Annotated in this window: 17 protein-coding genes; 8 read left to right on the top strand and 9 right to left on the bottom strand. The window is 66.0% G+C overall.

The features are described 5' to 3' along the window. Nucleotides 1-20: 20 nt before the first annotated feature. Nucleotides 21-1,325 carry a trigger factor gene (gene tig, locus CGK74_RS09010; RefSeq protein ID WP_094268153.1) on the bottom strand — a complete coding sequence of 435 codons (1,305 nt, stop codon included), beginning with the start codon at nt 1,323-1,325 and terminating at the stop codon, nt 21-23. Between the two features lie 344 nt (nt 1,326-1,669). On the opposite strand from tig, the gene CGK74_RS09005 reads away from it, so the two are divergent. From CGK74_RS09005 to CGK74_RS08985, 5 genes are all read left to right on the top strand, one after another. After that, complete coding sequence (locus CGK74_RS09005) at nt 1,670-3,592, top strand: PrkA family serine protein kinase (RefSeq protein WP_094268152.1); 1,923 nt, start codon at nt 1,670-1,672, stop codon at nt 3,590-3,592. Nucleotides 3,593-3,661: 69 nt separating this feature from the next. After that, on the top strand, nt 3,662-4,930 hold the full coding sequence (locus CGK74_RS09000) for a YeaH/YhbH family protein (RefSeq protein WP_094268151.1): 1,269 nt from the start codon (nt 3,662-3,664) through the stop codon (nt 4,928-4,930). After that, nucleotides 4,927-6,465, top strand: a complete 1,539-nt coding sequence (locus CGK74_RS08995; RefSeq protein ID WP_094268150.1) for a SpoVR family protein — start codon at nt 4,927-4,929, stop codon at nt 6,463-6,465. The genes CGK74_RS09000 and CGK74_RS08995 overlap by 4 nt, the downstream gene beginning before the upstream one ends. Nucleotides 6,466-6,523: 58 nt before the next feature. Then, a complete protein-coding gene (locus tag CGK74_RS08990; protein ID WP_094268149.1) occupies nt 6,524-8,080 on the top strand; it encodes an NAD(P)H-hydrate dehydratase in 1,557 nt (518 codons plus the stop codon). Beyond that, a complete protein-coding gene (locus tag CGK74_RS08985; protein WP_094268148.1) occupies nt 8,081-9,010 on the top strand; it encodes a DMT family transporter in 930 nt (309 codons plus the stop codon). Nucleotides 9,011-9,020: 10 nt separating this feature from the next. Here CGK74_RS08985 and CGK74_RS08980 read toward each other — a convergent pair whose 3' ends face one another. Beyond that, nucleotides 9,021-9,911, bottom strand: coding sequence for a DMT family transporter (locus CGK74_RS08980; RefSeq protein WP_094268147.1), 891 nt, complete (start codon nt 9,909-9,911; stop codon nt 9,021-9,023). A gap of 192 nt (nt 9,912-10,103) precedes the next feature. Between CGK74_RS08980 and nadC the strand changes: the two genes are divergently transcribed. Both nadC and CGK74_RS08970 read left to right on the top strand, forming a co-directional pair. Next, a complete protein-coding gene (nadC, locus tag CGK74_RS08975; RefSeq protein ID WP_094268146.1) occupies nt 10,104-10,949 on the top strand; it encodes a carboxylating nicotinate-nucleotide diphosphorylase in 846 nt (281 codons plus the stop codon). Between the two features lie 21 nt (nt 10,950-10,970). Beyond that, on the top strand, nt 10,971-11,510 hold the full coding sequence (locus CGK74_RS08970) for a DUF2946 family protein (RefSeq protein ID WP_094268145.1): 540 nt from the start codon (nt 10,971-10,973) through the stop codon (nt 11,508-11,510). Between the two features lie 35 nt (nt 11,511-11,545). On the opposite strand, the gene CGK74_RS08965 is transcribed toward CGK74_RS08970, so the two are convergent. Continuing rightward, a complete protein-coding gene (locus CGK74_RS08965; protein WP_094268144.1) occupies nt 11,546-12,835 on the bottom strand; it encodes a diguanylate cyclase in 1,290 nt (429 codons plus the stop codon). A 67-nt stretch (nt 12,836-12,902) separates the two neighbouring features. Then, nucleotides 12,903-14,351 carry a threonine synthase gene (gene thrC / locus CGK74_RS08960; protein ID WP_094268185.1) on the bottom strand — a complete coding sequence of 483 codons (1,449 nt, stop codon included), beginning with the start codon at nt 14,349-14,351 and terminating at the stop codon, nt 12,903-12,905. A 171-nt stretch (nt 14,352-14,522) separates the two neighbouring features. On the opposite strand from thrC, the gene CGK74_RS08955 reads away from it, so the two are divergent. Further along, nucleotides 14,523-15,344: a tellurite resistance TerB family protein gene (locus CGK74_RS08955; protein WP_094268143.1), complete on the top strand. Its 822-nt coding sequence runs from the start codon at nt 14,523-14,525 to the stop codon at nt 15,342-15,344. 42 nt (nt 15,345-15,386) lie between these two features. Here the strand turns inward: CGK74_RS08955 and CGK74_RS08950 are convergent, their stop codons facing one another. The 5 genes from CGK74_RS08950 to CGK74_RS08935 all read right to left on the bottom strand — a co-directional run bounded on the left by CGK74_RS08950 (nt 15,387) and on the right by CGK74_RS08935 (nt 19,290). After that, nucleotides 15,387-15,599 (bottom strand): dodecin, encoded by a 213-nt coding sequence (locus CGK74_RS08950; RefSeq protein ID WP_004255787.1) that lies wholly within the window; start codon nt 15,597-15,599, stop codon nt 15,387-15,389. A 36-nt stretch (nt 15,600-15,635) separates the two neighbouring features. Continuing rightward, nucleotides 15,636-15,776, bottom strand: coding sequence for a hypothetical protein (locus tag CGK74_RS18940; RefSeq protein WP_165770063.1), 141 nt, complete (start codon nt 15,774-15,776; stop codon nt 15,636-15,638). A gap of 103 nt (nt 15,777-15,879) precedes the next feature. Continuing rightward, entirely contained in the window at nt 15,880-16,542 is a 663-nt protein-coding gene (locus CGK74_RS08945; protein WP_094268142.1) for an MOSC domain-containing protein, read from the bottom strand. A gap of 69 nt (nt 16,543-16,611) precedes the next feature. After that, nucleotides 16,612-17,919 carry a homoserine dehydrogenase gene (locus CGK74_RS08940; RefSeq protein ID WP_094268141.1) on the bottom strand — a complete coding sequence of 436 codons (1,308 nt, stop codon included), beginning with the start codon at nt 17,917-17,919 and terminating at the stop codon, nt 16,612-16,614. A 66-nt stretch (nt 17,920-17,985) separates the two neighbouring features. Continuing rightward, nucleotides 17,986-19,290 (bottom strand): pyridoxal phosphate-dependent aminotransferase, encoded by a 1,305-nt coding sequence (locus tag CGK74_RS08935; RefSeq protein WP_094268140.1) that lies wholly within the window; start codon nt 19,288-19,290, stop codon nt 17,986-17,988. Nucleotides 19,291-19,303 lie beyond the last annotated feature (13 nt).

The following is a 19,303-nucleotide window of genomic DNA, read 5'->3' as shown; positions in this document are numbered from 1 at the left end:
TCGTCAGACCCTTTGCGGCATCAGGCCGCGTTGCCCATCAGTTCGTCGAAAGCCACTTCCTTGTCGGCGGCTTGAGCCTTGCTGCTGACCCAGGCGACGACATTGTCTTCGATCACCACGGCTTCGGCCTGCGCCAGACGCTCAGGTTGAGCGTAGTACCAGCGCACGAGTTCCGTAGGATCTTCGTAGCTCTGGGCCATGTCCTCGACCAGCGCGCGGACCTGCTCGGGCTTGGCGTGCAGTTCGTTGGCCTTGACCAGCTCAGCCATGATCAGGCCCAGCTTGACGCGGCGCTCGGCCTGCTCGGCGAACCACGACGGGTCGACCGGGATGTCCTTGGTCTTGAGACCGCGCATCTCGAGGTCGCGGCGGGCGTTCTCGGCCAGTTGCTGCGACTCGGCCTGCACCAGCGCCTTCGGCACTTCGATGGGCGTGACCGCAACCAGCGCGTCCATCACCTGCTCCTTGACCTTGGCCTGGATGCGGCGCTTGACCTCGCGCTCGAGGTTGCCCTTCACTTCCTCGCGCAGCTTGGCGACGTCGCCGTCGGCCACGCCCAGCGAGCGGGCGAAGTCGGCATCGATCTCGGGCAGCACAGGGGCCTCGACCGTCTTCACCACGATCTCGAACTGGACCGTCTGGCCAGCCAGATGCTGGGCGTGATAGTCGGCCGGGAAGGTCATGTCGAAGGTCTTGCTTTCGCCCGCCTTGAGGCCGGTGACGGCGGTCTCGAAGTCCTTCAGCATGGCGCCGGCGCCGATCACGAAGGGGAAATCCTGGGCCTGGCCGCCCTCGAACACTTCGCCATCCTTGCGGCCGGTGAAGTCGATGACAACGCGGTCGCCTTCGGCGGCGGCACGATCGGCGGCGCTGAAGGTGGTGCGCTGCTTGCGCAGCACGTCGAGGGTCTTGTCGACCTCGGCGTCGCCGACGGTCAGGGCCGGGCGCTCGATCTTCTGCTCGCCCAGGTCACCGACGGTGATCTCCGGGTAGACCTCGAAGGTCGCGGTGAACTCGAGCGTACCTTCGGCAGCGCCTTCCTTCGGCTCGATGCGGGGATAGCCGGCGATGCGCAGGTTCTGCTCGCGCACCTTCTCGCCGAAGGCCTTCTCCACAGCAGCGCCGACGGCCTCGCCGCGGGCCTGCCCACCATGGGTCTGGGCGACGACCTTCATCGGCACCTTGCCCGGGCGGAAGCCCGGCATCTTCACCGTGCGCGCGATGCGCTTGAGGCGAGCATCCACCTCTTTCTCGATGTCCGCCAGCGTAACGGCGATGTCGATACGGCGCTCCAGCGCGCTCGGGCTAACCTGGTTCTGCTCCATTGAGTCGATCCTGAGAAGTCAAATAAAAACGGTTCCCGCCCGCATGGCCGCACACCCTGAACCGGACGCGCACCTGCCTCGCCAGCGTAAACGCAGTGAACGAAGAGCGGGATTCTAGCACAGCGTCCGCGCCGCGCTCGGAGGCGGAATTCTGCCGTGACCGCGGACACGAAAACGCAACAAAAAGGGGCGCCGACACATGGAACTCGCACCACCGCCGTGCCTCTCATGGTACAGAGTGAGCCAATGCGGCCGGCCGCGCCGATTCGCCTCGAACGGTCGATGGGCACGGGGTTTGCATGCCAGTTGCACGGTAGCTCGGATCGATTGCACAGGAGATTGCCATGTCCATCTTCAATGCCTATCAGGCCCGCTTCGAGGCAGCACGCGAAGAGGAAATGTCGCTGCAGGAATACCTCGAACTGTGCCGCAAGGACCGCATGGCCTATGCCTCGGCCGCCGAGCGCATGCTGCAGGCGATCGGCGAACCTGAACTGGTCGATACCCGCCTCGACCCGCGCCTGTCGCGCATCTTCTCCAACAAGATCATCCGGCTCTACCCCGCCTTCCGCGACTTCTACGGCATGGAGGAAGCGATCGAGAAGATCGTGTCCTACTTCCGGCATGCCGCGCAGGGGCTGGAGGAGAAGAAGCAGATCCTTTACCTGCTCGGACCGGTCGGCGGCGGCAAATCGTCGCTGGCAGAGAAGCTCAAGTCGCTGATCGAGAAAGTGCCTTTCTACGCGGTGAAAGGCTCGCCAGTGCATGAATCCCCGCTCGGCCTGTTCGACGTCAATGAGGACGGCCGCATCCTCGAGGACGACTTCGGCATTCCCCGCCGCTACCTCAACACCATCATGAGCCCGTGGGCGGTCAAGCGCCTGCACGAGTTCGGTGGCGACATCACGAAGTTCCGCGTGGTGAAGCTCAACCCTTCAGTGCTGCGCCAGGTCGCGGTCGCCAAGACCGAGCCCGGCGACGAGAACAACCAGGACATCTCTTCCCTGGTCGGCAAGATCGACATCCGCAAGCTCGAGCAGTACTCGCAGGACGACCCCGACGCCTACAGCTACTCCGGCGGGCTGTGCCTGGCCAACCGCGGCTTGCTCGAGTTCGTCGAGATGTTCAAGGCGCCGATCAAGGTGCTCCACCCCTTGCTGACCGCCACGCAGGAAGGCAACTACAAGGGCACAGAGGGCTTCGGCGCGATTCCGTTCGACGGCATCGTGATGGCGCACTCGAACGAGTCCGAATGGGTCGCCTTCAAGAACAACAAGAACAACGAAGCCTTCCTCGACCGCATCTACACGGTCAAGGTGCCGTATTGCCTGCGCGTGTCGGACGAGATCCGCATCTACGAGAAGCTGCTCGCCCACAGTTCGCTGTCCGAGGCGCCGTGCGCACCCGATACGCTGAAGATGATGGCGCAGTTCTCGGTGCTTTCGCGCCTGAAGGAACCGGAGAATTCCAGCATCCTCTCCAAGATGCGGGTGTATGACGGCGAGAACCTGAAGGACACCGACCCCAAGGCCAAGAGCTACCAGGAATATCGCGACTACGCCGGCGTCGACGAAGGCATGACCGGCCTGTCGACCCGCTTCGCCTTCAAGACGCTGTCGAAGGTGTTCAACTTCGATCACCGCGAGGTGGCCGCCAATCCGGTGCACCTGATGTACGTGCTCGAGCAGCAGATCGAGGCCGAGCAGTTCCCGGCCGACACCGAGGCGCGCTACATGGGCTACATCAAGGAATACCTGGCGCCGCGCTACGCCGAATTCATCGGCAAGGAGATCCAGACCGCCTACCTCGAGAGCTATTCCGAGTACGGGCAGAACATCTTTGACCGCTACGTGATCTACGCCGACTTCTGGATCCAGGACCAGGAGTTCCGCGATCCCAACACCGGCGAGATCCTCGACCGCGCGGCGCTCAACGACGAGTTGGAGAAGATCGAGAAGCCCGCCGGCATCAGCAACCCGAAGGATTTCCGCAACGAGGTGGTGAATTTCGTGCTGCGCGCCCGTGCCAAGCACGACGGCCGCAATCCGAGCTGGACCTCGTACGAGAAGCTTCGCGCGGTGATCGAGAAGAAGATGTTCTCCAACACCGAGGACCTGCTGCCGGTCATCAGCTTCAACGCCAAGGCCAGCGCCGACGAGCAGAAGAAGCACCAGGACTTCGTCGATCGCATGATCGAGAAAGGCTACACGGAGAAGCAGGTGCGCCTGCTGTGCGAATGGTACCTGCGCGTGCGCAAGTCGTCGTGACGCCATTCGCGTAGGGTGTGCGGCCGGCGCGGCGCGCACCCTCACCGGCTTCGGCCAGAGGGAGGAGGCATGGTCCGCATCATCGATCGACGCTTCGACAGCAAGAACAAGAGCGCGGTCAACCGCCAGCGCTTCATGCGTCGCTTCAAGCAGCAGATCCGCAAGGCGGTGTCCGAGGCCATCCAGGGCCGCTCGATCCGCGACCTGGAGAATGGCGAACAGGTATCGATACCGGCGCGCGACCTGTCCGAGCCGTCGCTGCATCACGGCAAGGGCGGCATCTGGGAACAGGTGTTCTCGGGCAACGACCAGTTCAGCTCGGGCGACCTGATCAACCGACCGCTCGGTGGTGGCGCCGGCGGTTCGGGCAAGGGCAAGGCGAGCAACGAGGGCGAGCACGAGGACGACTTCGTGTTCCAGCTCTCGCGCGAGGAGTTCCTCGAACTGTTCTTCGAGGATCTGGAACTGCCGCGCCTGGTTCGCACGCAGCTCGCCAAGGTCACCGACTACAAGACGCAACGCGCCGGCTTCACCTCCGACGGCGTGCCGGCGAACATCAACATCATCCGCTCGATGCGCGGCGCGCTCGGCCGCCGGCTGGCGCTCGGTTCGCCCTACGCCGGCCGGCTGCGCGAACTGCAGCAGCAGCTCGACGACGCCCTCGCCCGCGACGGCGAGGACAGCGCGGAAGTGCAGGCGCTGCGCGACGAAATCGGCGTGCTGCGCGCCAAGATCGACCGCATCCCCTTCATCGACAGTTTCGACCTGCGCTACAACAATCGCATCAAGGTGCCTCGCCCCACCACGCAGGCCGTGATGTTCTGCCTGATGGACGTGTCGGGCTCGATGGACGAGGAGCGCAAGTCGACCGCCAAGCGCTTCTTCATGCTGCTGTACCTGTTCTTGACGCGCAGCTACGAGCACATCGAGGTCGTCTTCATCCGCCACCACACGGTGGCGAAGGAAGTGGACGAGGACGAATTCTTCCACTCGCGCGAATCCGGCGGCACCGTGGTGTCCAGCGCGCTGGTGCTGATGCGCGACATCCTCCGCGAGCGCTACGCCAACGGCCAGTGGAACATCTACGGCGCGCAAGCCTCGGACGGCGACAACTGGGACAACGACTCGCCCGTGTGCGGGCAGTTGCTCGGCAACGAGATCCTGCCCTGGTGCCAGTACTTCGCCTACATCGAGATCACCGCCGGCGAGCCGCAGAACCTGTGGCGCGAGTACGCCAAGATCGGTGGCGAGCACGACAACTTCGCCATGCAGCGCATCGAGTCGCCGGCCGACATCTACCCGGTGTTCCGCGAACTGTTCAAGAAGACGATCACATGAAGCGCGCCCCCGTACGCAAGCCCGAGCCCCTGCCGAGCGGCTCCGAGTGGTCGACCGAGAGCATCGACCGCTACAACGCCGAGATTGCGCGCGTCGCCGCGCACTACCGGCTCGACACCTATCCGGTGCAGGTCGAAATCATCACCGCCGAGCAGATGATGGATGCCTACGCGTCGGTCGGCATGCCGGTGAATTACCACCACTGGTCCTTCGGCAAGCATTTCCTCGCCACCGAGAAGGGCTACCGGCGCGGCCAGATGGGCCTGGCGTACGAGATCGTCATCAACTCCAACCCCTGCATCGCCTACCTGATGGAGGAGAACACGCTGCCGATGCAGGGCCTGGTGATCGCCCACGCGGCCTACGGCCACAACAGCTTCTTCAAGGGCAACTATCTGTTCCGTACCTGGACCAACGCCGACGCCATCATCGACTACCTGGTCTTCGCGCGGAACTACATCGGCCAGTGCGAAGAGCGCTATGGCGAGGAAGCCGTCGAACTGCTGCTCGACTCCTGCCATGCGTTGATGAGTCTCGGAGTGGACCGCTACAAGCGCCCCCCCAAGCTCTCGCTCGCCAAGGAAAAGCTGCGCCAGCAGGAGCGCGAGGAATACCTGCAGGGCCAGGTCAACGACCTGTGGCGCACGCTGCCTGCGCACGAGGTCAGGACCGGCACCCGCGAGGAGGCCCGCTTCCCGCCCGAGCCCGAGGAGAACCTGCTCTATTTCATCGAGAAGAACGCGCCCCTGCTCGAGCCCTGGCAGCGGGAGGTGGTGCGCATCGTGCGCAAGATCGCGCAGTATTTCTTCCCGCAGCGCCAGACCCAGGTCATGAACGAGGGCTGGGCCACGTTCTGGCACTACACGCTGCTTAACCATCTGTACGACGAGGGCCTGCTGGCCGACAGCTTCATGCTGGAGTTCCTGCAGTCGCACACCAACGTGGTATACCAGCCACCCTACAACAGCCGCTGGTACAACGGTATCAACCCCTACGCCCTCGGCTTCGCGATGTGGCAGGACATCCGCCGCATGTGCGAACAGCCGGACGACGAGGATCGGCGCTGGTTCCCGGAGATCGCCGGCAGCGACTGGCTGGAGACGTTCGACTTCGCGATGCGCAACTTCAAGGACGAGAGCTTCATTGCCCAGTACCTGTCGCCCAAGGTCATGCGCGAGTTCCGCATGTTCGCCGTGCTCGACGACGACCGCGAGGACAAGCTCAAGGTGTCAGCGATTCACAACGACGAGGGCTTTCGCCGGGTGCGCGACATCCTCTCCGACCAGTACAACCTCGGCGCGCGCGAACCCAACGTGCAGGTGTGGAACGTCGACCTGCGTGGCGACCGCTCGCTGACCCTGCGCCACACACCATACCGCCGGCGTCCGCTGAGCGACAGCGCCGAGGAGGTCATGCGCCACGTCGCCCGGCTATGGGGCTTCACCGTGCGGCTCGAGACCGTCGATGAGTCGGGCAAGGCCGAACTCACGCACGAGATCCGCAACGAGAAACGGCGCACCCTCGTGCTGAGCTGAAGCGGGCGCGGCGCCGCGAACAGGACGTAGAATCCGGGGTCCAGCCCCGGAGTCCACCATGTACAGTGCATCGCGCCCGATCTACCCCGTCGCCGGCATCCGCGAAATCGAAGGCAAGCTCATCCCCAGTGCGCGGCCGTCACTGATGGAACGCGCCGGCCGGGCGGCGGCCGAGGACGCAGTGCGCCTGATCATGGACCGCCCCGGCCCGATCCTGATCGCCTGCGGTCCCGGCAACAATGGCGGCGACGGCTTCGTGATGGCGCGTCAGCTCGCCCAGGCCGGGCGCGAGGTGCAGGTCGCTTTCGCCGGCGACGCGCACGCGCTGCCCGCCGATGCCGCCAAGGCCTGCGCCGACTACCTGGCGTCGGGCGGCAACATGGTGTCCGACCTGCCGGCCGCCCCTGCACAGGGCTGGGCGCTGGTGGTCGATGCGATCTTCGGCATCGGCCTCAAGCGACCGGTGGAAGGACGCTACGCGGAGTGGATCCGCACGCTCAATGCGCAGCCCTCGCCGCGCATGGCGCTCGACGTGCCGAGCGGGCTGGACGCGGACACCGGGCAGCCGCTCGGCGCCACGTTCCGCGCCAGCCACACGACCACCTTCATCGCACTCAAGCCTGGACTGCTGACCAACGACGGTCCCGACTACTGCGGCGAGATCAACGTCCAGCGCCTCGACATCGACCCGCCGGCCTGGCTCCCCGCCGCAGGGCACGCCGTCACGCCCGCCCTGTTCCGCGCGCGACTCGTTCCGCGTCCGCGCAACAGCCACAAGGGCTTGTATGGTGACGCCGCCATCCTGGGCGGCAATGCCGGCATGGTCGGCGCGGCTCTCCTCGCAGGACGGGCTGCGCTCTGGCTGGGCACCGGGCGGGTGTACGTCGGCCTGCTCGATCCCAATGGTCCGGCGGTCGACTTTGCCCACCCGGAATTGATGCTGCGCCAGGCCTCACGCCTGCCGGAACGCCTGAGCGCGCTGGCGATCGGGCCTGGCCTCGGCACCGAGGACTCCTCCGCCGCCGAGCTGAGTTCCGCGCTCGCGCGCGAGCTGCCACTGGTACTCGACGCCGACGCGCTGAACCTCGTCGGCCGCGACCCCGGCTTGCAGGGCCGCCTCGCAGCGCGCCAGGCACCGACCATACTGACGCCGCACCCGGCCGAGGCTGGCCGCCTGCTCGGCATCACGACCGCCGCGGTGCAGGCGGATCGCCTTCAAGCCGCGCTCGAGATCGCCCGGCGCCTGCGCGCCCTCGTTGTGCTCAAGGGCTGCGGCTCCATCATCGCCACCCCGGACGGCCGCTGGTTCATCAACGGCACCGGCCACCCGGGCATGGCCAGCGCCGGCATGGGCGACGTGCTCACCGGCCTCGTCGTGGGCTTCCTCGCACAGGGTTGGCCGGCCGAAGCGGCTCTGATCGCCGGCGTCCACCTGCACGGCGCCGCTGCCGACCGGCTCGCGCGTGAAGGCATCGGCCCGATCGGCTTGAGCGCGAGCGAAACCATCGATGCCGCACGCGGCGTCTTCAACGGCTGGCTGATCGAGGCGCAACAGGGCGATCTGCGGGAGAAGCCGCGCGACGCCCGCCCGCTGCTGTCGCTGGGTGCGCGCTGAATGGCGGACATCCGGGGCGGCATCGCGCCGCTGCAGCCCGAGGCACCGCATGCGCCGCTGCTGAAAGCCATCCTGATGCTGCTCGGGGCGGTGACGCTGTTCGTGCTGCTCGACGCCACCGCCAGCCATCTGGGCAAGACCTACCCCGTGCCCATGCTGGTCTGGGCGCGTTACACCGTGCATTGCCTGCTGATGGTGGTGTTCCTCGCGCCCAGCATGCGCCTGAGGCTGGTCAGCACCAGCCGCCCACGCCGGCAGATCGTGCGCGCCCTGTGCCTGCTCGCCACCACCTTCCTCGGCATGGCCGCCTTCATCCGCATGCCACTGGCCGAGACGACGGCGATCATCTTCCTCTCACCGCTCCTGGTCACCGTGCTCGCCGGCCCCCTGCTCGGCGAACGCATCGGTGCGCTGCGCTGGGCCGCTTCGATCGGCGGATTCATCGGCGTGCTGCTGATCGCCCGTCCGGGCAGCGGGCTATCGCCAGAAGGCGTCGCCTTCGCGCTCGGCGCGGCACTCATGTACGCGATCTACCAGATCCAGACACGTCAGCTGTCGGCCACGGAGAACCCGGTGACGATGCTGTTCTACACCGCGCTCACCGGCACGCTGGCGATGACCGCGCTGCTGCCGTGGATCTGGGGCGGCCCCTTGCCCGGTCTGGTCGATGGCCTGCTGATCGTCGCGCTCGGTCTGTTTGGCGGCATCGGCCATTTCCTGCTGATCCGGGCCTTCCGCGAGGCGCCGGCCTCGGTGCTGTCGCCGATCCTGTATGCGCAGCTGGTCATCGCGACCTTCGTCGGTGCCCTGCTCTTCGGCCACATCCCCGACCTGCCCGCCCTCACCGGCATCCTGATCATCGCCGGCGCGGGGGCGATCATTGCGCTCGACAGTCGGCGCAAGCCATCACCGGCCCGCCACAAGGCCTGACCCGAGGCGTTCAACGGGATGGACGGGCTCGCCACGGCAGGCGGGCCAGTGCCCCCGTGGCCAGCCCGGTGCCAAGGAGGATCACGCCACAGCCGAGCAGCATGCGCAGGCTGATCGTTTCATCGAGCACCGCCGCACCCCAGAACATGCCGAACGCGGGGATCAGGAAGGTCACGGTCACCGTGCGCGACGGCCCGACGCTCGCCATCAGGCGGAAGAAGATGACGTAGGCCAGCCCGGTGCACACCACGGCCAGCACCACCACCGCCAGCCACACCTCGGCACCGGGCAGCTGCGCCGGCCAGTTCGCGATGGCAGGCGCCAGCAACACCAGCATCGCGAAGAACTGGCTGCCGGTCGCCGTGGCCATCGGTGGCACGCCGGTGAGATGGCGCTTGGTCAGCGCCGCGGCTATGCCGTAGGACAGCGTGGCACCGAGGCAGGCCAGCACCGCCCAGCCGCTGCCGCCCGCCGAGAACGACGCCTGCCCCCACACCAGCACGATCACCCCGCACAGACCGAGCAACATGCCCGCCAGTGCGGTCCCGCTGAGGCGGTCGTTGAGCCACGCCCAGGCCACGAGCGCGGTGAAGAGCGGCGTCGTCGCATTGACGATCGAGGCGAATCCTGCGCTGACCGACTGCAGCGCGTAGCCGTAGAACACGAAGGGCAAGGCCGATGCGAAGAAACCCACCACCAGCAGCGCCTTCCAGCGCCGCAGCAGGATGCCGAGCCCGCCCTGCAGGGCAAGGAGCGGCAGCAGCACCAGCGCCGCGAGGCCCACGCGCAGCGCCATCAGTGGAAACGCGCCTAAGGCCGGCGCAGCGATGCGCATCAGCAGGAAGGACGCGCCCCAGATGGCCGCGAGGACGAAGAGTTCGACGAGATCCCGAGGCTTCACGGCCAGGCGCCTGTAAGAAGGTGGGCGCACAGCCGCATCGGGCCGTGCATGTGTTGCGCATTGTGGCCGTCGCAACGGGGTCGCGCCAATCCGGAAAACGACGAATTGCCCATCGACGTCCCTCGCACGGCCTCAGCGGCCGAAGCGCGGTGCTAGACTTTCGCCTTTCATCGAATCACAGCGGTCACCACCATGCTCTCCGAACAGCTCCGTGTCGAAATCCAGCGCAACATCGCGGCCTCCCTCGCCGAAGACATCGGCACCGGCGACCTCACCGCGCGGCTGATCGCACCCGACACCGAGGCCCGCGGTCGCGTCATCACCCGCGAGGACGCGGTGATCTGCGGCGCGGCCTGGTTCGACGCCGCGTTCGCCGCGCTCAGCCCAGCCGCCATCGTCAATTGGCACGTCAAGGATGGCGACACGGTCAAGGCCGGCGACGTGCTGTGCGACATCGTCGCGCGCGCCCGCGTGCTGCTCACCGCCGAGCGCACCGCGCTCAACTTCCTGCAACTGCTGTCGGGCACGGCCACCGTCACGCGCCGCTTCGTCGACGCCGTCGCCGGCACCCGCGCGAAGATCGTCGACACGCGCAAGACCCTGCCCGGCCTGCGCCTGGCGCAGAAGTACGCGGTCGCCGTCGGCGGCGGCACCAACCACCGCGTCGGCCTCTATGACGGCATCCTGATCAAGGAAAACCACATCATCGCCGCGGGCGGCATTCGCGAAGTCGTGGAACAGGCGCGCACCATCGCACCGTCCAACGTCTTCATCGAAGTCGAGGTCGAAGACCTGGATGAACTGCGCGAAGCGCTCGATGCCGGTGTGACGATGGTGCTGCTCGACAACATGAGTCTCGAGGAAATGCGCGAAGCTGTCGCCATCACCGCGGGACGCGCCGAGCTGGAGGCCTCCGGCGGCGTGAATCTAGAGCGCGTGCGCGCGATCGCCGAAACCGGCGTCGATCGCATTTCGATCGGCACCCTGACCAAGGACGTGCGCGCGCTCGATCTGTCGCTGCGCCACGTCGAAGACTGAGCGGCGCTGCGTCGTCAAGCGATGTCCGACGCGCTGCCGCCCTGGCCCCAGGTTCCCGCCTGCTACGGCTGGTTGTCGCTCGACGCGCGCGGCAACTGGCGGCTGAAGGACGAGGCGGTCGACCATCCGGGGTTGATCGCCTTCCTCAACACCCATTACGCCTGTGACGACGAGGGTTGCTGGCTGGTGAACAACGGCCCGCAACGCGTCTTCGTCAAGCTCGAGCGCGCGCCGCTGATCGTTCGACTCCACCCCGGGCAGCGACCGTTGGCGCACACCGGCAGGCAGGTTGAGCCGCGAGGGGATGTGTTGATCGACGCGCTCGGGCGACCACACTTCGACACGGACAGCGGCCCGGCGAGCATCGACGATCGGGATCTGGCGAGTTTTCTCGACGAACTGACGCTAAGAGATGGCCGTGCGCCAACCGACGACGAGATTCTCGCGCTGACCAGCGCTGGTCGGCGACCAGAGTTGTTGTGGCGAGGTCTCACGCTCCGCCCGAGCGCGGACGCGGACATTCCTGACCGACTGGGCTACCGCCGGGAACCGAAGGAATAGCGCCGGCAATCGCCGGAACGCCCGTCCAATCCGCACTAGTCCCTGAGCGAAACCACCCGGTTGCGGCCGAAGCGCTTCGCCTGGTAGAGCGCGGTGTCGGCCGTCTTGAACATCGACTCGAAGCTTGACGGCTGCTTCGTCTCACCCACGACCTCCGCCACACCGATGCTGACCGTTACGGACAGCCCCGCCGGACGGCTTCGCTCGACCTGCGTCCGCACAGCCTCGGCCAAGGCCAGCCCGCCGGCCACGCCTGCGCCGACACGGAGCACGACGAACTCCTCACCCCCCGTGCGCGCCACGATGTCATTCGCTCCGGTCACCTCACGTATTCGAGCTGCCGTTTCTGCGAGAACACTGTCACCAAGGCTGTGGCCGTGCGTGTCATTTATGTGCTTGAAATGATCGATGTCAATGACGAGCAAGTGCGCCGAAAGCCCCTTCTCGCGCGCCTCCGAAATGCACCGATCAGCCGCTTCGGTGAGGTAATGCCGGTTATAGAGGCCCGTCAGCTGATCGGTCATCGCAAGACGGCGCAGATGGTCGCGCTGCGCCTCGGTTTCCTGCAGCAGGCGCCTGATACGCACCATGTTGCGCACCCGCGCGATGAGCTCTTCCGCGAGCATCGGCTTGGCGAGAAAGTCGTCCGCCCCATGCCGCAAAAGCTCGATCCGGCGTGCGGCATCCTCCATGCCAGACATGGCGAGGATCGGAACCCGCGCATTACGCCCTCCAGCGTTCTGACGCACGTGGCGCACCAAGCTGAGCCCCGTCATCTGCCCACCCAGCAGCACGTCGACAAGCACGATCTCGAAATCATGCTCGGCCAACCTGTCCCGGCCTTCCTCCCCCGTCGTGCAGGTCTCGACCCGCAAACCCGTCGGTTCGAGCGCCTCGCGGATGAAGCGCAACACGGGCAAGCTGTCCTCGACGACGAGCGCCACTCCGGAAAGTCGCAAGGCGACGTCCGCGCTGTTCATGAACGCGCGGACATAAGACGCCATGCGCTCGAGTTCGTACTTGCTGAAAATCTCGGTGATCCCGGCCTCGAGACTCGTGGCGCTGAGTGCCTGATCGATCTCCGTGGCAACCAGCAGGATGGGAACACTGGCCATTCCCGGATCGCGGCGCACGGTCCTTGCGAAATCGAACCCTGAGCCATCCTCCAGGTGACGCTCGAGAAAGATCAGGTCGACCGACTCGTCGAGCGCCTTGCGGGCATCAGCGATACTCGAAAAGAAACGCGGTGGTTCCGACAGGAAGACCAGATGACGCTGCAGCACCTGTCGGAAAAAACGGGAGGAAAGGACTCCGATCGCCTTCATTTCAAGCCTCAGGCTGCTGAATCAAGCAAGGAAGTCTGCTCCGCGTTCATGGAAGCCACCCGCGATGTCAGACGCGCGCGGTGATGAAGCGCTTCACCGCATCGACGTCGGGCGCCATCACCTCGACACGCTGCGGCAGCTTCTCGATACCTTCGAGGTCGGCAGGACGCTCGGGCTCGCGGCCCAGCGCCTCGACGATGGTTTCGGCGAACTTCACCGGCAGCGCCGTCTCCAGCACCAGCACCGGCACGCCGGCGGGCACCTCGGCCGCGCGCTCCCACGCCACCTTGACGCCGTCGGCGGTGTGGGTGTCGATCATCACGCCGTACTGCTCGAACACCTTGCGGATCGTCGCCAGGCGGTCGGCATGGCTGCTGGCGCCCGACACGAAGCCGAACTCGCCGATGCGGGCGAATTCGGGCGAGGCCGACAGGTCGAAGGCACGCCCGGCATCCACTTCAGCCCACAGCGCGGCGACCTTCTGCGGGTCGCGACCGACGAGGTCGAATACGAAACGCTCGAAGTTCGAGGCCTTGGAGATGTCCATCGACGGGCTGGACGTCACGTGGGTCTCGGCCGCCTTGCGCGGGCGATAGACGCCGGAGCGGAAGAACTCGTCGAGCACGTCGTTCTCGTTGGTGGCGAGGATCAGCTTGGCGACCGGCAGGCCCATCATGCGTGCGATGTGGCCGGCGCAGATGTTGCCGAAGTTGCCCGAGGGCACGCAGAAGGCGACCTGCTCGTCGTTGCTCTTGGTCGCGGCAAAATAGCCCTTGAAGTAATAGACGATCTGCGCAGCGACGCGCGCCCAGTTGATCGAGTTGACCGCGCCGATCTTGTGCTGCGCCTTGAAGGCATGGTCGTTGGAGACCGCCTTCACGATGTCCTGCGCATCGTCGAACATGCCGGTGACGGCGATGTTGAAGATGTTCTCGTCCTGCAGCGAATACATCTGCGCGCGCTGGAAGGCGCTCATCTTGCCGTGCGGCGACAGCATGAACACGCGCACGCCCTGCTTGCCGCGCATCGCGTACTCGGCCGCCGACCCGGTGTCGCCCGAGGTGGCGCCGAGGATGTTGATCGTCTCGCCGCGCTTGGCCAGCACGTACTCGAACAGGTTGCCGAGCAACTGCATCGCCATGTCCTTGAAGGCCAGCGTCGGGCCATTGGACAGTTCGAGCAGGCCGAGGCGACCTTCTTCCAGCCAGTGCACCGGCGTGATGTCGCTCGCCTTGTCACCCTCGCGCACGTGGCAATACACCCCGGCGGTATAGGTCTTGTCGCAGATGGCCTTGAGGTCGACCTGAGGAATGTCGGTGATGAACTTCGACAGGATCGCAAACGCAAGCTCGGCGTACGACAGGCCGCGCCAGGCGTCCAGTTCGGCACGCGTCACCTGTGGATAGGACTCGGGCAGGTAGAGACCACCATCCGGCGCCAGACCGCCCAGCAGGATGTCGCAGAACTCCGGGTTGGCAGGCTGGCCGGCGTGGCCGCGAGTGGAGATGTACTTCACGGGGCTGTCCTTCACAAAACGTGGTCGGCGCGCGCGATGGCGCAAAGGCCGGATTCTAACGAATTCGACGCCGATCTCGCGGGTTTCGCCCGCAGTTCACGATTTCGGCCCGACCCCATGCCGGGGGGATGCCGCTACAATGAATCGCACTCACACGCGACGGAGACGGACATGGACCTCGGCAATGTGCTCGGACAGATCCTCCAGCAAGGCATGGCCTCGCAAAGCCGTTCGCGGCTGGAACACGCCGCCGGCGCCGGCGGCATCGGTGACCTGCTGGGGGCCGTGCTCGGAGGCCAGGCCGGTGGGCGCAGTGGCGCGGGCGGGCTGGGCGATCTGCTCGGTTCGGTGCTCGGCGGCGGACGGAGCGGCGGCGGCCTGGGTGAACTGCTGGGCGGTGCACTGGGTGGCGGTCGTGCATCCTCTGGTGGCGGACTCGGCGACCTGCTCGGCAGCGTGCTGGGCGGCCAGCGCGGCGCATCAGCATCGCGCGGCACGGGCAGCAATGCCGGGATGGCGCTGCTCGCAACCATTGCGATGGCCGCTTTGAAGAACTGGACTGATTCGCGGCGCGCACAGGCCGCCTTTGCCGCACCGACCGACGACGCAACGCAGCAGGCATTCGAATCGATGACCGCGCCGGGAACCGATGCGCTGATCCTGCGCGCGATGATCTCCGCCGCCAAGGCCGATGGCCAGGTCGGCGAGGACGAGATCGAACGCATCGTCGGCCGTCTCGCAGCCGACGGCCTCAGTGCCGACGAGAAACGCTTCCTGACCGAGGAGTTCCGGCGTCCGCTCGACCTCGCAGGGCTCGTCGCCGAGGTGCCGAATCCTGCCGTCGCCGCCGAAGTGTACGCGGCCTCCCTGCTGGCGATCGACCTCGATACGCAGGCCGAACTGGACTACCTGCGCCAGCTCGCCCGCGCACTCGGACTGGACGGCGAAACCGTCTCACGCCTGCACGAAATCACAGGCGCAACCCGCGTCTGAATCCGTCCTTGGCCGCCGGCCCAATGGGCCGGCGCAGGGGCCTCAGTCGCTTTCGAGACGGAAACCGATCTTCAGGGTCACCTGGAAATGCGCGACCTGGCCATCGACAACGTGGCCCCGCGTCTCGACGACCTCGAACCAGTCGATGTGGCGGATGGATTTCGCCGCGGTTTCGATGGCGTTGCGGATGGCCGCGTCCGATCCCTCGCGGGACGAACCGACGACTTCGACGAGCTTGTAGACGTGATCTGACATGCGGTTCTCCTCTGCGCCCGAGTGGACTGCCGGAGGTCAATTCCTCAGGTCATCACTCCCGTCCCCGACACACGGTTGCCGCGCCTCGAAGCGGGCTACCGCAGCGCTGTAGGCACGGCTGCCGAGCACGGCGATCGCGATCAGGATGCCGATGAAAACGATGAGCTTGAATGCCATGAGAGTCGATTCCGGCCGCTGGGCTTGCCTGCATCGACGTCACCTGACGTCGATGCCCCAAGTGTAGTCGGGAATCGCGATGGCGGGTCGAGCCGCACTGGCCTCAGCCTCCGCTCGATTCGAGCCACTGTGCGCGTTCGCGCCAGCGCTGCGCCTTGTCGGCCGCCAGGCCCTCGGCCGCAGCGATGCGCCTCAGCGCAGCCGGGTCGGGCCGATGCGCAATCACGGTGTCCCAGTATTCAGCGAGCGTCAGCCAGGGGTTCGGCCGCTCGACCAGTTCGATCTCGTCGCCGGCCGTGATCGTCCCCGTCTGCAGCACGCGGTAGTACCAACCGGTGATGCCCGCCGCTTCGACGAAGCGGGATGCATCGTCCACCTTCAGCCGGCGGTCGATCTTCCAGCAGGGCGAGCGCGGCTGGCTGACCTGCACACGCACGTCACCGATGCGGAAAACGTCGCCGATGCAGACCTCGTTCTCGGTCATGCCCCGGGTGCTGATGTTCTCACCCAGAAAGCCCGCCCCCACCATCGCGGCGCACTGCGGCCACTGCTCGCCGATCACGCGGTAATGCTCGGCCGGATAGTGATGCAGCGCCTTGTCCGGGCCGCCGTGGTGACGAAGATCCGCCTGCTCGTCTCCTTCCAGCCCGGTCGGCGTCACCCGAATCGCCCCCTGCACCGGCGACTTGAAGATCGCGCTCGACTCGCCGTCGGGCAGCATCAGGCGCACCCGCCCGACGAAGACCTGATCCACCGTGCTCTTCATGCTTGCCTCCCACCAGAAAAAAGGCCGCACCCTCGGGCACGGCCTTTTGTTGCCACGATCAGCCCGTGCTTACAGGCCTTCCATGCGCAGCTTGGTCACCTTGCCCTGCACCACCGGCAGCGCCTCGATCTTGGCGATCGCGGCATTGGCGTTGCGCTCCACCGTCTGGTGGGTGAGCAGGATGATGTCGGTGTGCGTCTCGCCTTCGGCCGCTTCCTTCTGGATCAGCGCCTCGATGGAGATGCTGCTGTCAGCCAGGATGCGGGTGATGTCGGCCAGCACGCCCGGCTTGTCCTCGACGTGCATGCGCAGGTAGTAGGACGTGATGACGTCGTCGATCGGCAGCACCGGCACGTCGCGCACCTGATCAGGCTGGAAGGCGAGGTGCGGCACGCGGTGCTCGGGGTCGGAAGTGTGCAGGCGGGTAACGTCGACCAGGTCGGCAATGACGGCCGACGCGGTCGGCTCAGCGCCCGCACCCTTGCCGTAGTAGAGCGTGGCGCCGACGGCGTCGCCCTGGACCAGCACCGCGTTCATCGCGCCTTCGACGTTGGCGATCAGGCGCTTGGCCGGGATCAGGGTCGGATGCACGCGCAGTTCTACGCCCTGCTCGCGGCGGCGGGCGATGCCCAGCAGCTTGATGCGGTAGCCCAGTTGCTCGGCGTAGGCGATATCGACCGCGTCAAGCTTGCTGATGCCTTCGACGTAGGCCTTGTCGAACTGCATCGGGATACCGAAGGCGATCGCGCTCATGATCGTCGCCTTGTGCGCGGCGTCCACGCCCTCGATGTCGAAGGTGGGGTCGGCTTCTGCGTAGCCCAGCGCCTGCGCCTCCTTCAGCACGTCGGCAAAGGGCAGGCCCTTGTCGCGCATCTCGGACAGGATGAAGTTGGTCGTGCCGTTGATGATGCCGGCCAGCCACTCGATGCGATTGGCGGTGAGGCCCTCGCGCAGCGCCTTGATGATGGGGATGCCACCGGCGACCGCGGCCTCGAAGGCCACCATCACGCCCTTCTTCTGCGCCGCGGCGAAGATCTCGTTGCCATGCACGGCCAGCAGCGCCTTGTTGGCGGTGACGACATGCTTGCCGTTCTCGATCGCCTTCAGCACCAGTTCCTTGGCCACGCCGTAGCCACCGATCAGCTCGACCACGATGTCGATTTCGGGATCGGTCACCACGGCGAAGGCGTCATCGGTCAGCTTGGCGTCGCCACCGGTGACCTTGCGCGCGAGCTCCAGGTTCTTGTCGGCCACGGTGGTGATGCAGATCGGACGACCAGCGCGACGGGTGATTTCCTCGGCGTTGCGCTTCAGAACGGTGAAGGTGCCGCCGCCGACGGTACCGATGCCCAGCAGGCCAACATTGATCGGTTTCATGCAGTGTGTTCCGTGGTGAGTGAGTGGTGACAGATGCGTCGTGTCAGATGATCGCGGTCGCCCGGCTCAGGTGCCGTGGCGCTTGCGGTAGTTCTCGAGGAAGCGCGCCACGCGGCCGATCGCATCGCGCAGGTCGTCCTCGTGCGGCAGAAAGACCAGGCGGAAGTGATCAGGCTGAGGCCAGTTGAAGCCCGAGCCCTGCACCAGCAGCACGCGCTCTTCCTCGAGCAGTTCGGCGATGAAGGCCTGGTCGTCCTCGATCGGATAGATCCTTGGATCCAGCTTCGGGAACATGTACAGCGTGGCCTGCGGCTTGACGCAGCTCACGCCCGGGATCTGGGTGATCAGCTCCCACGCCAGGTCCCGCTGGCGGCGCATGCGCCCACCCTCGGCGACCAGGTCGTCGATGCTCTGGTAACCGCCGAGCGCGGTCTGGATCGCGTACTGGCCGGGCACGTTGGCGCACAGGCGCATCGAGGCCAGCATGTTGAGCCCCTCGATGTAGTCGCCCGCACGGCGCTTGTCGCCGCACACCACCATCCAGCCGGCGCGATAACCGCAGGAGCGGTAGTTCTTCGACAGGCCGTTGAAGATGATGGTCAGCACGTCCTCGGACAGCGCCGCCATCGAGGTGTGCTTGACGCCGTCGTAAAGCACCTTGTCGTAGACCTCGTCGGCATACAGGATCAGGTCGTGCTCACGTGCGAGTTCGATGATCTGCTTGAGCGTCTCGTCCGGATACACCGCGCCGGTCGGGTTGTTCGGGTTGATGACCACGATTGCGCGCGTATTGGCGTTGATCTTCGCGCGCATGTCCTCGATGTCCGGCAGCCAGCCCTTGCTCTCGTCGCAGAGGTAATGCACCGGCCTGCCGCCCGACAGGCTCACGGCGGCGGTCCACAGCGGATAGTCCGGCGCCGGCACCAGCACTTCGTCGCCCGCATCGAGCAGCGCGTTCATCGCCATCACGATCAGCTCGGACACGCCGTTACCGATGTAGATGTCCTCGATGGTGACGCCCTTGATGCCCTTTTGCTGCGTATAGTGCATCACGGCCTTGCGCGCCGCGAAGATGCCCTTGGAGTCCGAATAACCCGCCGCGTTGGGCAGGTTGCGGATCATGTCCATCTGGATCTCTTCGGGCGAATCGAAGCCGAATGCGGCGAGGTTGCCGATGTTGAGCTTGATGATCTTGTGGCCCTCGTCCTCCATCTGCTTGGCGCGCACGAGCACCGGACCGCGGATGTCGTAGCACACCTCGGCCAGCTTGGCCGACTTGCGGATCGGACGCGCTGCGGCTGCACCCGCCTCGGTCTTGACGACCGGATCCGGGTTTGCCGTTGCGAGTTCGAGTGTCTTCACCGCTTTCATGATGGCCTTTCCT

The organism is Thauera propionica, assembly GCF_002245655.1.
Lineage (GTDB): Bacteria > Pseudomonadota > Gammaproteobacteria > Burkholderiales > Rhodocyclaceae > Thauera > Thauera propionica.
This window is presented reverse-complemented; position numbering and strand designations above follow the sequence as displayed.

Coding starts and splice junctions, on each gene's coding strand:
- tig (WP_094268153.1), bottom strand. CDS start 1,325: ATGGAGCAGAACCAGGTTAGCCCGAGCGCGCTGGAGCGCCGTATCGAC.
- CGK74_RS09005 (WP_094268152.1), top strand. CDS start 1,670: ATGTCCATCTTCAATGCCTATCAGGCCCGCTTCGAGGCAGCACGCGAA.
- CGK74_RS09000 (WP_094268151.1), top strand. CDS start 3,662: ATGGTCCGCATCATCGATCGACGCTTCGACAGCAAGAACAAGAGCGCG.
- CGK74_RS08995 (WP_094268150.1), top strand. CDS start 4,927: ATGAAGCGCGCCCCCGTACGCAAGCCCGAGCCCCTGCCGAGCGGCTCC.
- CGK74_RS08990 (WP_094268149.1), top strand. CDS start 6,524: ATGTACAGTGCATCGCGCCCGATCTACCCCGTCGCCGGCATCCGCGAA.
- CGK74_RS08985 (WP_094268148.1), top strand. CDS start 8,081: ATGGCGGACATCCGGGGCGGCATCGCGCCGCTGCAGCCCGAGGCACCG.
- nadC (WP_094268146.1), top strand. CDS start 10,104: ATGCTCTCCGAACAGCTCCGTGTCGAAATCCAGCGCAACATCGCGGCC.
- CGK74_RS08970 (WP_094268145.1), top strand. CDS start 10,971: ATGTCCGACGCGCTGCCGCCCTGGCCCCAGGTTCCCGCCTGCTACGGC.
- CGK74_RS08965 (WP_094268144.1), bottom strand. CDS start 12,835: ATGAAGGCGATCGGAGTCCTTTCCTCCCGTTTTTTCCGACAGGTGCTG.
- CGK74_RS08955 (WP_094268143.1), top strand. CDS start 14,523: ATGGACCTCGGCAATGTGCTCGGACAGATCCTCCAGCAAGGCATGGCC.
- CGK74_RS08950 (WP_004255787.1), bottom strand. CDS start 15,599: ATGTCAGATCACGTCTACAAGCTCGTCGAAGTCGTCGGTTCGTCCCGC.
- CGK74_RS18940 (WP_165770063.1), bottom strand. CDS start 15,776: ATGGCATTCAAGCTCATCGTTTTCATCGGCATCCTGATCGCGATCGCC.
- CGK74_RS08945 (WP_094268142.1), bottom strand. CDS start 16,542: ATGAAGAGCACGGTGGATCAGGTCTTCGTCGGGCGGGTGCGCCTGATG.
- CGK74_RS08940 (WP_094268141.1), bottom strand. CDS start 17,919: ATGAAACCGATCAATGTTGGCCTGCTGGGCATCGGTACCGTCGGCGGC.
- CGK74_RS08935 (WP_094268140.1), bottom strand. CDS start 19,290: ATGAAAGCGGTGAAGACACTCGAACTCGCAACGGCAAACCCGGATCCG.